At 37.9% G+C, this 16,351-nt stretch carries 15 protein-coding genes; 7 read left to right on the forward strand and 8 right to left on the reverse strand.

The annotated features are described in order from the left end of the window. Positions 1–6: 6 nt before the first annotated feature. From RT138_RS15635 to RT138_RS15660, 6 genes are all read right to left on the reverse strand, one after another. Positions 7–882 (reverse strand): ORF6N domain-containing protein, encoded by an 876-nt coding sequence (locus RT138_RS15635; RefSeq protein ID WP_091097010.1) that lies wholly within the window; start codon positions 880–882, stop codon positions 7–9. Next, on the reverse strand, positions 879–2,963 hold the full coding sequence (locus RT138_RS15640) for a type IA DNA topoisomerase (RefSeq protein WP_091097008.1): 2,085 nt from the start codon (positions 2,961–2,963) through the stop codon (positions 879–881). Before RT138_RS15640 ends, RT138_RS15635 begins: the two co-directional genes overlap by 4 nt. Before the next feature lie 2 nt (positions 2,964–2,965). Beyond that, on the reverse strand, positions 2,966–4,432 hold the full coding sequence (locus tag RT138_RS15645) for a DUF3945 domain-containing protein (RefSeq protein WP_185213547.1): 1,467 nt from the start codon (positions 4,430–4,432) through the stop codon (positions 2,966–2,968). A gap of 100 nt (positions 4,433–4,532) precedes the next feature. Next, the gene (locus tag RT138_RS15650; RefSeq protein ID WP_002993296.1) at positions 4,533–4,814 is read right to left on the reverse strand and encodes a helix-turn-helix domain-containing protein; all 282 of its coding nucleotides are present in this window, start codon (positions 4,812–4,814) and stop codon (positions 4,533–4,535) included. A 262-nt stretch (positions 4,815–5,076) separates the two neighbouring features. After that, positions 5,077–5,922 carry an RteC domain-containing protein gene (locus tag RT138_RS15655; protein WP_002993297.1) on the reverse strand — a complete coding sequence of 282 codons (846 nt, stop codon included), beginning with the start codon at positions 5,920–5,922 and terminating at the stop codon, positions 5,077–5,079. Between the two features lie 1,129 nt (positions 5,923–7,051). Continuing rightward, on the reverse strand, positions 7,052–7,264 hold the full coding sequence (locus RT138_RS15660) for a tyrosine-type recombinase/integrase (RefSeq protein WP_313191409.1): 213 nt from the start codon (positions 7,262–7,264) through the stop codon (positions 7,052–7,054). A 392-nt stretch (positions 7,265–7,656) separates the two neighbouring features. Here RT138_RS15660 and RT138_RS15665 point away from each other — a divergent pair, with 392 nt between their 5' ends. The 6 genes from RT138_RS15665 (at position 7,657) to RT138_RS15690 (ending at position 12,902) form a co-directional block, all read left to right on the forward strand. Continuing rightward, positions 7,657–9,162 carry a S41 family peptidase gene (locus RT138_RS15665; protein WP_313191410.1) on the forward strand — a complete coding sequence of 502 codons (1,506 nt, stop codon included), beginning with the start codon at positions 7,657–7,659 and terminating at the stop codon, positions 9,160–9,162. A gap of 162 nt (positions 9,163–9,324) precedes the next feature. Continuing rightward, positions 9,325–9,843: a GNAT family N-acetyltransferase gene (locus RT138_RS15670; protein WP_313191411.1), complete on the forward strand. Its 519-nt coding sequence runs from the start codon at positions 9,325–9,327 to the stop codon at positions 9,841–9,843. A 937-nt stretch (positions 9,844–10,780) separates the two neighbouring features. Beyond that, the gene (locus RT138_RS15675; RefSeq protein WP_313191412.1) at positions 10,781–11,188 is read left to right on the forward strand and encodes a hypothetical protein; all 408 of its coding nucleotides are present in this window, start codon (positions 10,781–10,783) and stop codon (positions 11,186–11,188) included. 11 nt (positions 11,189–11,199) lie between these two features. Beyond that, on the forward strand, positions 11,200–11,652 hold the full coding sequence (locus RT138_RS15680) for a hypothetical protein (RefSeq protein WP_313191413.1): 453 nt from the start codon (positions 11,200–11,202) through the stop codon (positions 11,650–11,652). Positions 11,653–11,658: 6 nt separating this feature from the next. Beyond that, on the forward strand, positions 11,659–12,039 hold the full coding sequence (locus RT138_RS15685; protein ID WP_313191414.1) for a hypothetical protein: 381 nt from the start codon (positions 11,659–11,661) through the stop codon (positions 12,037–12,039). A 389-nt stretch (positions 12,040–12,428) separates the two neighbouring features. Further along, the gene (locus tag RT138_RS15690) at positions 12,429–12,902 is read left to right on the forward strand and encodes a hypothetical protein (RefSeq protein ID WP_313191415.1); all 474 of its coding nucleotides are present in this window, start codon (positions 12,429–12,431) and stop codon (positions 12,900–12,902) included. 68 nt (positions 12,903–12,970) lie between these two features. On the opposite strand, the gene RT138_RS15695 is transcribed toward RT138_RS15690, so the two are convergent. Next, positions 12,971–13,294 (reverse strand): cupin domain-containing protein, encoded by a 324-nt coding sequence (locus RT138_RS15695; RefSeq protein WP_313191416.1) that lies wholly within the window; start codon positions 13,292–13,294, stop codon positions 12,971–12,973. 68 nt (positions 13,295–13,362) lie between these two features. Continuing rightward, on the reverse strand, positions 13,363–14,145 hold the full coding sequence (locus tag RT138_RS15700) for a class I SAM-dependent methyltransferase (RefSeq protein WP_313191417.1): 783 nt from the start codon (positions 14,143–14,145) through the stop codon (positions 13,363–13,365). A gap of 263 nt (positions 14,146–14,408) precedes the next feature. Here RT138_RS15700 and RT138_RS15705 point away from each other — a divergent pair, with 263 nt between their 5' ends. Then, positions 14,409–15,392, forward strand: a complete 984-nt coding sequence (locus tag RT138_RS15705; protein WP_313191418.1) for an AraC family transcriptional regulator — start codon at positions 14,409–14,411, stop codon at positions 15,390–15,392. The last annotated feature ends 959 nt before the right edge of the window (positions 15,393–16,351 follow it).

A 16,351-nucleotide genomic window follows, 5' to 3' on the forward strand; every position in this document is an offset into this window, starting at 1 on the left:
TTAACCTTATTTATTCAAGAGTTGAAGCATTCTGCCGACTTCTATATCCATTTTCGAAAAAGCAAACCACTTTTTACCCAAATCTTTGAGCGATGCTCCGATATGGTACAGTTCTGTTTGGTCGATGATTAAAAAGCGGTCGTGCACATCGGAGAACGTCTTAATCTCAATCGGGGGATATTGGCTGTTGTAACGTTGCAAGTCCAACCGTAGCTGATTGCTGATGCTTTTGGTGTAAATAGTTGCGGTTACATTGTCATTGCGTTTGCCCAATAAGGTCAATACCGTATCGTCCACGTAATTATCAAGCAGGATGATGGAACTTTCTGCACTTCGGACAATATCGGAAACAAATGTATAGGCATCAAAAACCTGTCCGTTGTAGAAAATACCTTTTTCGCTGTGGAGCTTGTCGCTTTCCAAAGCCTTAAAGATTTCCTCAAATTTTTGGTCGGCTTGTAATTGTTTCAGTTCTATATTGTCCAGACGATGAAACAGCGAAGCGTTGCTGATAAGCATTTTCCGCATTTCTACAAACGCATTCATTATCTCAATGCTTACCTGTACAGCTACTTCACTCCGCAACAATGCGGACATCATTGCCACTCCTTGCTCACAAAATGCAAAGGGTAGCGTACGACGACCGCCCCGTCCAACGTTTGAAGTACCAAATTGGCACTTCAAAGATTTTGCTTCGTGTTCGGTAAGTTGAAAGCAAAAAGTTTCGGGAAAGCGGTTGTTGTTTCGCTTTACAACCCTGTTTAACCCTTTTGTTTCTACCTGATAGAGCATTGCTAAATCATTGTCGAGAATGACCTGTTTACCCCTAATGGTGTGGATAAGCGGAGCAATTTCTTTTTGGGATATGATAATATCGGTCATTTTTTTTTAGCTTTTTTATTATCAAACTCAAAGGTTGTTTTGCATTCATCATCCAATACGATATAAGCATCGAATTTCTTTCCGGCTTTGCTTTTCATTCCTTTGATAAGTGAAGTTTTACCATTATTGACAAGGCTTGTTATGTCGGCTATGCCAATCTGCACACCGCAAACATTTCTAAACTGTATCCATTTACAGCTTTCGTCAGGACATTTGGCAATCTTATCACGGATAATAAGTTGCTGATTTTTGCATTTCGGACAGGTAAGTTTCGGCAGGTTTATACTGGCGATGGAAGTTTGTAGCAGTTCTTCGGTAATGGATTTCGCATAGGTTTCCATTTCGCTTAGAAATACGCTTGCATCTACTTCGTTGATTTCGATTTTCTGTAAAGCCAGTTCCCATTCGGCAGTCATCATTACGTCCGAAATTTTTTTGTCTTTCACTAATCTATATACCAGTAATCCTTTTTCGGTCGGGATCAAGGATTTCCTTTCCCGTTGGATATAACTACGGGTAAACAGCGTTTCAATTATTGCCGCCCGTGTCGCTGGGGTACCTATACCGATGTTTTGCAGGACTTTCCGTTCTTCCTCGCTTTCGATTTCTTTGCCTGCGTTTTCCATTGCCGACAATAGTCCGGCTTCTGTATAAAGCACAGGCGGTTTGGTTGTCTTTTCCAAAACGGAGGCTTCTTTTATTTTCAACTCATCGCCCGTTTTCAGTTCGGGTAGATCTTGTATGGGTTCGTTATCTTCGTCCGAAAATGTTCCTTTGATCGAACGCCAGCCCGCTTCCAAAACTTTACAGCCTTTTAGCATAAAATCGTAGTGTGATACTTCCAATGCTATATCCGTTATTTCTTTAATGCAAGGCTGAGAGATAGCTTCGAGCAGTCGAAAGGCAATCATATCATAAACCTTTGTTTCGTCGGCATTGAGTGCAGACGGCACTTTGTCCGTGATGAGTATTCCGTGGTGGTCTGTTACACGCAGGTCATTCACGACACGTTTATTGAAGCGACCCCATTTTAATTTAGAAATAGCTTGCTTAAAGTTATCATTGTCCTGTAACGCTCTTACAAGATTAGGTATCTCACTCCACATATCTTCGGGTATATATTTGCTTCCGGTACGTGGATAGGTAATAAATTTCTTTTCATAAAGGTTCTGGGCAATATTGAGTGTTTGCTCTGCCGACAGGTTCAGCTTTTTATTGGCTTCTTTTTGCAAGCCTGTGAGATCAAAAAGCAAGGGGGGTTGCTCCGTGGTGTTTTTGTTTTCCACAGATATGACCGTTGCGGTTCCGTGTCTTTGGACCAGTCGTAATGTATCTTCCGCAAGCTTTTGTTCGTTCCATTTGGTTTTTGAGATACTCTTAAAATCAATATCCTCTTTGCGGTGCAATAGCTGAATTTGCCAATACTTTTTAATAGCGAAATTTTTATTTTCCAGATAGCGTTTACAAATCAAAGCCAATGTAGGTGTTTGCACCCTGCCCAGCGAATAAATGCCGTTGCCAGCGGCTATACTCAATGCCTGTGTCGCATTGATGCCGATCAGCCAATCGGCACGGCTTCTGCCTTGTGCAGCCTGAAATAAGCCGTCAAATTCTTTACCGTCTTTCAGGCTGTCAAACCCTTGCTTGATTGCTTTTTCAGTAAGCGAGCTTATCCAAAGCCGCTGAAAGGGCTTACGGCATTTCAGATATTCATAAATGTACCGAAAGATAAGTTCACCCTCACGACCTGCATCGGTAGCTACGATAATACTGTTGCTTTTATGGAATAGCTCCTTGATGACTTTCAGTTGCTTTAATGCTCCAGTATCGGCTGTATAACCTTTGTCTTTTTTGACCTTACGAACAGTCAAAATAAACGGATTCGGGAGTATCGGCAAGGAAGCCTTGTCAAATCCCGAAATCCCATAATCTTCGGGCATTCCCAAACCGATAAGGTGTCCGAATGCCCACGTAACGAAATAGCCATTGCCCGTTAGATAACCGTCCTTTTTTTCGGAAACACCCAACAAGCCGGCTATTTCCCTTGCTACGCTTGGTTTTTCTGCGATAATTGTTTTCATACCTAACTCACTTTCCTACCCTTTGATTTTGCAGGTGCTTTGGGTTTGTTCTGTTGCTCCTGTTGCTTTTCGTTTTTCGGTCTTTGCTGCCCTTTCTGTAGAGGCTCTTTGATATTCTTGGTCGCTTCGTTGGTCTTGCCCTCGGAATTGACGGCAATCTGCGTTTTGTGGGCTTCTGTAGGTTTTATCCGTTCCTTGTATTGGTTGGGAAACTCAAAGTTGGTTTTTCCTGTTTCCTTGTTGAATGTGATATAGCCGTTATAAGTTTGCCCTTTCTTATCGACCAAATTCGGAATGTAAACTGTTTGACCGTCTTTGAACTTGTTGTATTGTTCATCCTCCAGTTCCTTTCCCCTAAAGGTTTTCGGGGCTTCCTGCGACCTGCTTTGCTGATTGTCCTGTTGGCTGTTTTGGGTTTGCCTGTTATTGTTGCTTCGGTCAAACAGAAATTCCACATACCGTTTATCCGCATTGAACTGTACGTTTGCATCAAAGGGAGTACCTTTTGTAGAAATCATTCCCTCAATGAACAGGGGTTTGCCCTCCACTAAGGTTTGTTTTTGTTCGTCATTTAGTTTTATACCTTTAACCTCATCGGGGATTTTGATGAAATCTGTTTTCAAAGCAATCAGCTCATTGGTAAGCCGGTCCACACTAATGATGGACGGCATCAATTCGCCTGTTTTGGAGTTTATCAGATCGACCACACGCCCCATATTGCCTGTTTGACGTAAGTTCTGTTTGTCCTCGTCCGAGAACTTGTGTCCGAAAAACTCAAAGTTTAAGTTGGGTTCACGCCTGATACCGTGTACCGCTGCCACAACGTCCCCCTCCGGGGTGGACTGTAAAGACAAGCGGGCATCTGTACGGACGACCGCACCGCCAAGATTAACGCTTATAGGTACAAGCTCATTGGTCTTGTAACCCCTCAATAGTGGGTCAAGGAGGTTCTTTTTCTCAAGGTATTCCTTGCTTAATCCGAGATTGTTCATTGTTTCCCAATCAATCTGTTCCGGCTGGAAGCGGTACTCGCTTGTTTCCGGGGTTGTCTCTGTTTTTGCCATATCATTTTTATTTTCTTGTTTTTGCTCTTGTTCGGGTTCATTTTTCACTTCATGCTTTTCCATTTTCTTTTTGCCTTCGGCAGTTGGATTGTTTATCTGATTCTGAAATTCTTTTGCTTTCTCTACGGCTTCGTCAGCCGAAACTTTGAAAAGAGCAAATTTGGTAGGGTCTTTTAACTGCCTCCAAAAATTGGAAAGGAAATTGGTCACGAAATCACCGTGTTTATCCACCCGCATGAACTCGCTTTGGTTCTTCTTCGTAGGGTCAACCGTTTCCATTTTTCCGCTTTTGTCAATACTTTTTACAGCTTGGATTTTCATTTTTTCTTTATCCAGCACTAAAAGTATATCCGATAACTGTTCGGAAGCAACCTGTTGGTTTTCTGTTTCTTTTTCTTCACTCATAATCTGAAAAGTTTAAAGTTTTATTGCCGAAAGTAAATGAAGCAGTTACTGCATCGCCCGAAGTGGCAGTCAAAGGCAGTATTTGGCACGCATTGGCGTTTTACTTGTTAAAACTCTCCCTGATAAACTGGTGCACATCGGATAGCTTGTAATACAGTTTTCCGCTAATGGTATAGTAAGGTAGTTTACCTATGGAGCGGTAGCGTTGCAGGGAACGGTTACTGATTTTCAACATTTGCAGCAGGTCCTGGTTATCGAGCAGTTCTTCTCCGTCTATGCTATTGCGTTTCTTTTTTAAATCGTCAATATTGTCGCCCAACATATCAAACCTGTCCATGATGCGTTCCATCCACGCTATAAATTCCATTCTGTCAATATTCATAGTCGATAAGTTTTAATGTTCACCATGCAAAATTGGGAAGCGTGGCAGTGTTTATCAGCCAAGCCCTGCCAATTGGTTTGGCTGTTTTTTGAAAATTTTTGCAATTGGGAGAAACCCTTGTTTGGTAGGGCTTAAAAAGAATTTCGAGTATTTAGGAGATGGTTTATACCATCATTTGCCAATTGACATACATTGGCTTATGGTATAAACAAAAAAGCAGTACACAACAATGCACTGCCCTGAACAAAAGACCTGCATTGGGTTAAAGGTCTTTATCCATATATTCTTCCAATGAAGTTTTAAGCTGGTCCAAGAATGCCGTTCGGGAACCGCTTCGGGTTTTCATTCTGTGGAATGCGTGGTGCAGGTCACCGAGCGTAATGCCAAAAAGTATCTGGAACATCAAACTGATTTTTCGGACACCGGTTTTACCGTGCGAAACTGCTGCCGAAGCATACAGGGCATATATCAATTCGACAAGTGCGTTTTTGCTTTCTGTCCAAAAAATATCTTTGGCGTTTTCCGGCTTTTGTAAAATAGCATCGGGATTTTCATCTGGATTGATTTTCGTCAGCAGATAGGTATAAAGCAATTCGTTGGCGATAATCCTTGCGGTCTTGTAATCGTAGAAAGTAGAAAATTCGGGATCAATTTCAAAGACGATACTGTTCAGACCGTCGTGGTAATTTATGTTGCCTCTTTTGAAATAGGTGTCGTCACGGTCCGTACGCCCCGAACGATAGTACCTATAAAAATCTGAATTGCAGATATGCTCAATGTACTCTCTTTTAAGATTGGCTAATTGAGTCGAAAAGTAACTGTAATACATTTTGCCGTTGCTGACCGGACAGGTCGTTTCAATCCGGTAAATTTTATTGTAGTAGATGAGTTTTCCAAGTATTTGGGGTTTGATGGTTCGGAAGAATTTTATTTCTTCCCCATCATTTTGAAAGCCCTTTTTAGCAATATATTTCTTGACCTCAAATAACAGGTCTTGTAGATACAAGGTCATTTCATAAGCCTCATCAATCAACCTTTTGCTCTGTGATAAAATCTTATCTTCCTTATTATGTATCTCTAAAATAATGGTGTGTAAAGAATGCTGCATAGCCCATAATTTTTGTGATCAATACCGAATTTCAAATTCAGTTTATCCCTAAATAATACACAAACATCATTATATTAAGTGATACCTTTACCCAAGTTCACCCCACCTGTGGGAAGATTTTTGCCATAAATCTCACCCAACTGTGGAGATTATTTTATAAATATTCAGTATGAAATGACTTTGAAAAGCCCCTTTAGTAAACGCAAATTTAACGGATATAAAGAGACTTTAAGTCTGATTGCTTTATTATATAACTTTGAACCTTGTTAATCTTTTTATTTGAAAAAATGAGCCAGAAAAATCGCTTTAGTGATTTTGAGGTTTAAATCAAAAATCACCAAATTGTATTGCTCAATCAAATTAAATGGTTAAATTTGCAACATCGAATCACAAATTATATGTGAGTTAAACGGTGAGTAGTTCTTTTTAAAGAAAGTCAACATATTGACATATAGATATTTGAGTGTGCGCAGATTCGTCCTGCCACCCCGACTAAAAAAAGCTCGACTTAGGTCGGGCTTTTTTTGTGTCCGGGTGTGGCAGATTCGAACCGTGGTTCGATCCGAAGGAGCTTCAGGGGAGTGTTTGGGGTGTGCGGGGCTGAAGCCATCCTGCCACCGTTGTTCTTCGTTACTTTTGGAGCCCAAAAGTAACCAAAAACCTTCGGCCCATTTAAGGTGGCTTTTCGCACGGGTCCACACACATGAATAGAATGCCTTGTTGTCGGGAATATCTTTCAGAAGATCATCCCTTTTAATGGGATGTTCTTCTGAAAGCATTCCAAGGCCAATCCCATCGCGCAGGGCATCGGCATTCTATCCATTTTCCCGCCACTGGAAATGAGCCGGATGCTAAATGACTTCCTTCGGAAGGATTGTTGTTTGAATAAATTAGGAACCCCCAACGGGGATGAAATCTTTGTAGAAAAACGGATTGTTAATCGGATAACTCACAATGTGGGTGAAATATTTTTCTGAAAATCCCTTCTGAATTATTTTCCAATTATGAATGATTTGTGAAGAATCTGTGGGCTTATAACTTGATAATACTCACGTAAAACATCATGAAGCTTATCTGGCAAAGATACTATATTGTCTTTGTTCCCTTTGCTTTGATTGATTCTAACAATCTAATCGGTAGAAAGTACATCTTTAATTTTGAGATTCAACAGTTCACTCAAACGTAAGCCACAGCTATAGAATGTCATCAACATCGCTTTGGGTTTGATATTATCAGTACTATCAAAAAGTCTACGCACCTCTTCTTTTGAAAAGAATTTGGGTAATTTAGTTTCACTACGCGTAGGTAATAAGTAATCCAAATGGAGTGGTTGATCTAGCAATAAGAGGTATATTTTTTTATTGCCCCAACTAATGATCGCTGATAGGATGAACTGATTTTGTCATCAATAACTTTCTTGTTGAGAAAAGCTTCTATACTTGAGATAGGGATAAGAGAGAGTTTTTTATATCCATGCATTTCTTTCAAAAATATCGTTATGTATTCCTTTTAAGATTTTATTGTACTAGCAGCTTAACTTTGTAGGCGCATACGCTCTTCAAAACTGATAAAATTCTTTCCCTATCCATAATAATTGATAATGATATCGAGCTGATATTCAGAAAAATACTATATTTAAGAACTTGATTAACGAAGTTCGCTTATAGAGATTATTTAGTGTAACATTATTTCGTCAAAAAGGTAGATGAACGCAATTATATACAGACCCCACTAATGAATCTAAAAATCCTGATTATTACAATATTTAATCTTTGTTCCATCTTTTCTAATGCACAAAATAAGTGGCTGACAAAAAAACAGGTAGTTGAAGACATTGAATTTTTGAGAAAGATCCTTAATGAGAAATCTTCTTATGCTTATCTAAACGGTTATGACTTTAATGTCGACTTTCAAAATTATTTGAAAATGGTAAAAGATTCTACACGTCTTGAAAATTTTGGACTTTTTGTCACGAACACTTTGGCAAAAATTGGCGATAGACATTCTTCATTATCAACAATAAGAGGCTATGATTTAAATGAAGATTTCTTTCTGCCGTTCGCTTACGCACCAATAAATAACAAAGTTTTAGTTTTGAATTATAATCAAAATAGAGAGTTAGCATTACTCAATTCAAAATTTCCTTACGTCAAGAAAATCGACGGTATGGATATAAATAATTTTCTGAAAAAAATACGCCCAGAGGATATAAAAGCACCCAAAGAAACTTATTTCACATTAGCGGTAAGAGATATTCGGGACATTCAGAAAAACTATATACTTCTTGAGAAATCATTACCCAAAAAAATCAAATTGACACTTTCGAATCCTACTTTTAAAAAAGACACTGTTATGGCTGTTTCGATAGTTGACAAGTCAAAAAGGCTTCGTCCTTGGGACGAAAAATTTGAAGTAGATTATCTTTTCATAAAAGATGAAGATTACAACAAACCTGAAATTATTGAAAACCTATTTAGCATAAAGGACAACATTGCATATATCAAGATTCCCGAAATGGTCAATAAAGATGAAGCCCCTCTTCTTTTTGATAAAGTCAATTCATTTATGAAATCTATTCAAAATGATAGTGAGGCCTTGATAATTGATGTAAGAGCCAACAGTGGTGGAACACGTGATTTGCTGTATGAATTTGCAAAATATTTAGTACACCCCGATTCGGTTTATGTCGTAAATATCACGAAACAAAGAGGACCAATCCCATTGCCGGAAGATTATAAAAAGACCTTACACAATCGGTTTTTGTATTCTTTTTCTGAATTGGATAAAAGAGAACAGAAAGTTGTAACGGAATTTTTGAAAACCTTTAACCCAATTTATGAATTGGACAACAAAAAATATAGCAATTATTATTTTGGGTTATTAAATGGACAAAAGTTAGCAAAGAAATCTTTTTACTACAATAAACCCGTCTATATATTAGCCAACGAAAAGACTTTTAGTGCTGCCTCTGTCTTTGTGTCCGTTTTCAAAGGAATTGAAAATATTAAAATTGTAGGCAACACAACCGATGGTTCAAGCGGAAATAGTGAGTGGTTTGATTTACCTAATTCAAAATTGTTTGGAAAAATCAGTACAATGGTTTCATTCCAAAATAACGGAAAAACTTTAGACGGATATGGGACTGAACCTGATATCAGAATTGAACGAGATATAAACCAGGTTCTTTGGCACACTGACTCACAACTTGAAAAATTGCGGGATATAATATTAAACGAATAATAAAAACTATGTACAACAAGCGGTTTGCAACAGCAGGACTAAAGTGCTTCGACTGAGCATTTGTACAAGGTTCAACTTTAGGATTTCAATTGAACTTTTGTGCTAAAATTCCGCTTTCGCCAAGCCTTAAACCCTAATGTGAAAACCTTTCCATACACTCCAATGAAAATAATTTTAGAAACAGATCGTCTTTATTTGCGAGAACTTAATATTCAAGATTCCGAGGATTTCTATAACTTGAATCTAAATCCAAACGTTATACGGTATACAGGAAATCCTGCATTTAAAAATATCGAAGAAGCAAAACAATTCTTATTAAATTATGAAGATTATGAATTGAATGGTTTTGGAAGATGGGCGGTAATTGAAAAGGAAAACGAAGAATTTTTAGGCTGGTGCGGTCTTAAATATGATAAGGGAAAAAACGAAACAGATATTGGCTTTAGATTTTTTGAAGAAAAGTGGAACAAAGGTTATGCTACAGAAAGTGCAAAAGCTTGTGTTGAATATGGATTCGAAAAACTGAATCTAAAAACAATTATAGGAAGGGCCATGAAAAATAATATTGCGTCGATAAAAGTATTAGAAAAAATAGGCTTACAATTCGTAAATGAATTTGATTTTGATGAATCCAATATTGGACTAATCTACAAAATTGAAAATAATAAGACATTCACCTAACAGCGGTTTGCGAAATGGCGCGTTAAGGGAAATATAGAAGGATTGTGCAAATTTATCCGTAACAGCCTTTTTTATTTCCTTTTTTTTATTGGTAAATATAAAAAAAGCTGTTGCTCAAGTTAGTGCAAATTGAATGTTCTCGCTTGTTATCTGCCATTCTCGCAAATCCGTGGCTTGTGATCTGATATTATAAAACAACGCACTGAAAACCCCTGGAAGGGGTGAAATCTTTGTAGAAAAATTGGATTGCAAAACGGATAACCCACAGCGTGGGTGAAATATTTTTCTACAACTATTTTGTGTAACCCTGGGCACCCCCGAAGGGTCTCGGAACTATCCACAAACATTTGAAATAGTTTTCTCATCTTACGATTGCGGAATTACAGCATATCCTAAAAATAACAAAAATAGATTCTTCGCAGAGCTCTGAATCTCTCTAAGGAATATCCAATTCTGAACGATCAGTTAAGAATCTGTACGTAAATGTCTCAACACTTCCTTGTCATCTTTGATCGAAGATCAAGGACCTGTTCGCCAATGATGTTGTTTTATTTATGGTTCTGTTATCATTTTCTGAATGGCTCCAAGATTCTTCGTTCCTACCAATGAACATTTTGTGGAAGTCTGTTTCTAGGTATTTATAACCATATTTATTTTCCTGTATTAATATCTTTCTAATTCACTATTGAAATAAATTAAATAATGTTTTTAAAAATAATTTTTAATTTTCTGTGCGCTTGTATTTTCTAATAATAAAAAATTTTCATAATTTGAAATAGTGTTCAAGTTGAGATATTTGTGAGCGATATAGTTAAGTGAATTACTTTAGTATTTGAGTGAGATTAACAATATATAGCCTCTCCTTATTTAATGTGAATACTATAGCGGCGAAGCTGAAAACCGAAGAGAGTAGGCATGAAAAATAAAAATTAAAAACATGAGCGATAATTGGGACAGATTTCCAAGTAATATTAAGGAAATGTCAGGACGGATAACCCGTCAAGCATTTAATTTCAACTACCATAGATTTGAAGTTTGGCAGGCGGGTGCTTGCATTTATTCAGGTAACTCCAATGGACAGATTGTTGCCAAAGTAGATAGTGATATTCTCAATGTTACTATTGATGATGCTATGATCAACAATCATATCAAAAAGCAATTTTCATTTGGTGAGATTTCTACAAATGGAGATAGAATAATGTGGAGTAAAGATATTTTCAATACCACAAATAAAATTGAAAGGAACAATCCAGACATTTCATCGCTTTTTTACAAACATGGTGTATTGACAAAAGTCACATATACAATTCATGATCCCAATACCTTAGTAGAATTTTATTCATAACATTCATATTCATGGCAACAACAATAAAAGAAATTGGAAATGGCGGTGAGTTTCATATCCAGTTTAATAAAACGAAAATTTTTAAACGAAGGTATGGGAGCGAAGAAATTCAAATTGATGAATTTGATTACTACGAGGCCGAAGATGAGTTTCCATCAGAAATAATTTGGATGCCTTCTATTGGTAGAGGGATTTTAACCTGGTTCAACTTCAATAAAGTGGAGCGTTTTGAACAACATGGAATAATTGACTATCACAGGAATTTACTTCTTTCAGAATGGGACTATACAGCTAAGCCTGAACATGAATTGGAGATTGCTCATGCAACTTTACCCGGTTCTATGTTTGATGTCTCAATTGTAAAACAAAGGGGAAAATACTATACTCACATTCTTATCAGTTTTGAAAATCATTATTTCAGAATTGAATATTCCGAACCCATTGAAAATTCATTTAAAAACTAAAAAATAATGATAGAATTAGATTTTGTATTTAAGTCTTCAGACCACCTTCGTTATGAAAATGGGAGACATGTTTCAGGACCACATAACGGTGCCGCACGAGCGGTTAAAGTAGAACCAAATATTCATGGTGGTGAAGGACTGACAGTAACACTTTATAACCTAAATGGCAACCATCCTCTTTGGCAAAACAATATCCAAATGGCTCCGAAACAGATGCGAATTATTGAAAGCAACAATGACAGAATTGTATTGAGAGGCTATGGACATGATTCCATGGGTGCATCTTTTTCAGACTATGGGCTAACAATACATTTGAAAAATGGGCAGGTTGATAATTGCGTTCTGCATATGCACGACAGAGGAGTTGACATTAAATATTTGCCTTAACAAAAATAAAGGAAACACCCACTTACAAGTTATTCTTAAATAAAGGATTGATCGAATTCGATTGGACCATAATCTAAGGTGCAAAATTTGTGCTTCGTTTGTGATATTGTTTTAAAAGAAGAAACTAGATGAGCTAACTAAAATGGTTTTTATATGTTATTATTATTGTTATTAGGTGCGTCAAATTATAATTGAACATTACAGATTTTATTACTATAGCTTGCTTTCATATTCTTACAACCTAAAAAAAAGAGATCGGTTTTCTATGAGCATATCTCAATGGAAAGGGGGCAGGTCCATTTTTTCTAATCTTTAAGACTTCCCGAAATATTAATACTTATAAATTGTTTTTATTATACTATTTCCCTTTTTTTATTAAAAAACAAATTATGAAAGCACTTATCACAGCACTAACCATGGTTTTCATGCTCCATTCACCTTCCTTTTCCCAAGAAACCAATTCAGCCAAACAACTCATCAAAACTTTCTATAAGGAAATATTTGAAGGTCAAAAATGGTCAGATGAAATCGTCGATAAGTATGTGGTTTATGTAGATTCCAACTATCAGGATGCAGTCAATTCCGTGGAATATTTTCAAAAGGGAACTCATGAATCCTTTGTTGCTGCATTTAAGGTAAACATACTCAACGATAATATTAAGTTGATTGGATATGAAGAGTTCAAGGAAGAAGATAAGGCAAAGTTTTTGAGATTTGACCCAATACGGTATCAAGATATCTATAAATTGTCCTTTGAGGATTATCCACCAATCTACGTCCTGGTTAAGGACCATCAAATCGAATCATTTTTTGGTTTTCAGAAAGCGCAGGACGATAGTTATCATTTTATCATCTATCACTAAGTGATAGGAGATAATGGTTAAGAACCTTTTTAGGTACCAGTATTTCTAAATTCCCTCTTCTTCTTTCCCTAGCCCTTGATCATGGTCAACATCATTTTGAATGCCGTTGTTGCATAGACTTCGTGGGGGATATTGGCTGGCAGGATGATCATTTCGCCTTCTTTGACCACATGGGGTTGACGGGCGATATGGATCAGGGCTTCGCCGTCCAGAACCTGTAGTGCAGCATCAAAGGGAGCGGAATGTTCGCTGAGTTGTTCGTCTTTGTCAAATGCGAATAGGGTAATATTGCCAGCCTTACTTTTGATAACCTGTTGGCTTACCACACTGTTTTTTGAATATTCTATTCTTTCCTTTAGTGAAAAAACAAAACCTGTTTCTATTGTTGCCATATAATGTTATGTTTTTCTTTTTTTCAATTCCTATTAATTTAAACCATTTTATCCAGTAATCATCATTTCTACATCTTTTTACGGGCAACAATGGCAACGGCGTTGATATCATTCTTATGCTTTTTGAATGTTTTGCGCATCTGTAAAATGCGTTTTCTTAAATCAGCATGGGTTATCACGTTGTAAATGATTTTTATAGTACGGAAAAAACCTTCGTCGGCTAGGACTCGAGAAAATTCCAACAGTGCCATGGCATTGCTTTCTACCTTTACAATTTCAAATCCTTCATCCTCTAATAGTTGGCTCCATTCTGATATGGTCAATGGACGGGCGTGGACCCTAATGTTGGAGCTCAAATCCTTGTAAACGCTCTGTTTTATTTCTTCGCTAATATCCTCTGGTTGCAGTCCCAATTCGTGAATGCCATAATAACCACCAGGTTTCAAGAGTCTTGCAGCTTCTTTGATGATCGCTTTTTTATGTTCTTGGGGCTGCATGGTCAACATGGCTTCACCGTAAACCTTTGTAGCATGGCAAGAGGGAAGGCTGGTTTCGGAGGCATCAGCGATAATAAATTTCACTTTGTCGTATTTGACGTTTTTGCGAGCTAGTTCGGCAGCCTGCAGGTTGTTGTCTACTCCAATATAACTGTTTGGTTTTTTTGCACAGGCAATCGATGCGGTGAAGCCCAAGCCAGGGGCAAACTCTACTACATCATCTGAGGAATTGATGTCCATATTGTCCATCAGTATTTTTGTAAGTTCACGACCTCCGGGACGAAGGACCTTTTTACCTACCTTCGCAAGGATCCAGTGTCCTTGCTTTTCATTTAATTTTTCTTCTATTGACATTTTGCTATTGAATTTACGATAAGTGATTAACAGCTTTTGAATGAGGGCATATTACGCTTTAAATCATGCTGAATATTCTTAGTCTTGCTGTAATTTATTGAATTACAAGCGATAGTATTTAGATTTATACTAAATAAAAATTATCTTTGTAAAGTTATCCATTGTGATATTTTTTGAATGCCCAAAAAGGAAGTAAAAATGCCCAAAAAGGAAGTATTTTATAAGCATGATTGAAGATGGAATTGATATTCAACAATCGAAAAATGGCTGAGAAAGCAAGCTTTGCTGTAACTGATGGTTACAACTTGGGCTCAGACCTGAAAGAACTTTCTCTGGGGGATGGGGAGATATCCGATGGCCAGTTTAGGGTCTTTCATACCGATGGATTGATTCTCATTGATATCCATTCGCAATTTTCTCAGCGAGCTGCTTTAAATGTGTCTTTTCACAATAGCGTAGTTGCCATGCTATTTCATCTCGACGGAGATGCAAGGATCGTGGAGAGCGGCGTGAATCACGATTCTGGAATAAAGTTACAAAGAGGAAAGCACAATTTCGAGGTTTTCAACTCGAGAAATCTAAAGCTCCTCATTGAGCCTGTTTTGAGTGTCAATTCCTTTATTATCCTGCTTTCTCAAGAGTTCTGCCTTCGGATTATGCCACAAGACTATGATAGTCAAGATAGGCTGGTAAAAGCTGTCAAAGAAGGGCATAGAATTAGTTTGTCCCCTGAGTTTGCTTTAATGGGCCTTGACATGAAACAGATTATCGATAAGGTTCGAAACTGTAGTCGAAAGGGTTCATTTCATCGCCTATGTCTCGAAATAAAGATTGCTGAATTGCTGATGCTACAATTAGAGCAGCAAGCCAGCTTGCATTCAGAACAGTCGGCAAGACCGGCCATGCATGATGCGGATATTGAAAAAATAGAAGAAGCGAAAAACATTTTGGAGGATCAATATATCCAACCACCAACCATAAAGGACCTAGCAGGGATGGTTGGTCTGAACGAGACAAAGCTCAAGACCAATTTTAAGAAAACTTTCCACAGTACCATTCATGCCTATACGCAACGGATTAGAATGCAAAAAGCGCATGAACTTCTTACCCAAAAGAATTTATTGTTGAAAGAAATTGCTATACAAGTTGGTTATCAAAAGCCTTCCAATTTTACATACGCCTATAAAGAATTTTTTGGAATACATCCGGGTGATGTTGCTCGAAATAGGAAAAGAAGGGAATATTAATGATCACCTGTTTTCTTATAGAAAACATAATATTGAGTATTGTTTTTCTTTTGGATTAAAATTTTAAATTGCAACTCAAGCTAGTGGTGTGCAAGAAATCTAGGTGCTCTAATCATTATCTAGTACTAGTTTCTTGTATACGGCCCTGTATGTCGGTTGTTCTTTGAAATTGTCGAATATTCACGTTTTTTGCAGCTGCATGCGAAAATTTAATCTTCGTTACTTTTGAAGCCCAAAAGTAACCAAACCGACGAAGGAGCTCAGGGATACCAATTCTCTTCGTTACTTTTGAAGCGCAAAAGTACCAAACCGACGAAGGAGCTCAGGGATACCAAAAACAACTCGAATCCGTAAACGCTTCGGCCCATTTAAGGTGGCTTTTCGCACGGGCTCCCGCACATGGATAGAATGCCTTGTTGTCGGGAATATCTTTCAATAGATCATCCCTTTTAATGGGATGATCTATTGAAAGCATTCCAAGGCCAATCCCATCGCACAAGTCGACGGCATTCTATCCATTTTTCCGCCACTGGAAATGAGCCGAGGGCTAAAGAGCTTCCTCCGGAAGAATGGTTGTTTATATATTGGGAACCCCTGGAAGGGGTGACATCTTTGTAGAAAATCGGATCGTTGATCGGAAAACCCACAGTGTGGGTGAAATATTTTTCTGAAAATCCCTGCTGAATTCATTTCCAATTCTGAACGATTCGTGAAGAATCTGTACGGTTTCCCACCCACCCACTATGTCATCCTGCACCGAAGGTGCAGGAACTGTACGCCTATACACTCTTATTTGTATAGTTCCGAGACCCTTCCGGTGTCAGGGTGACAGTGTGGGGTTAACGTTCGGTTAAGGGCATGTGCGCTAATACACTCTTATTTGTATAGTTCCGAGACCCTTCCGGTGTCAGGGTGACAGTGTGGGGTTAACGTTCGGTTAAGGGCATGTGCGCTAATAC

Origin of the sequence: Sphingobacterium sp., assembly GCF_032065005.1 — a bacterium.
Lineage (GTDB): Bacteria > Bacteroidota > Bacteroidia > Sphingobacteriales > Sphingobacteriaceae > Sphingobacterium.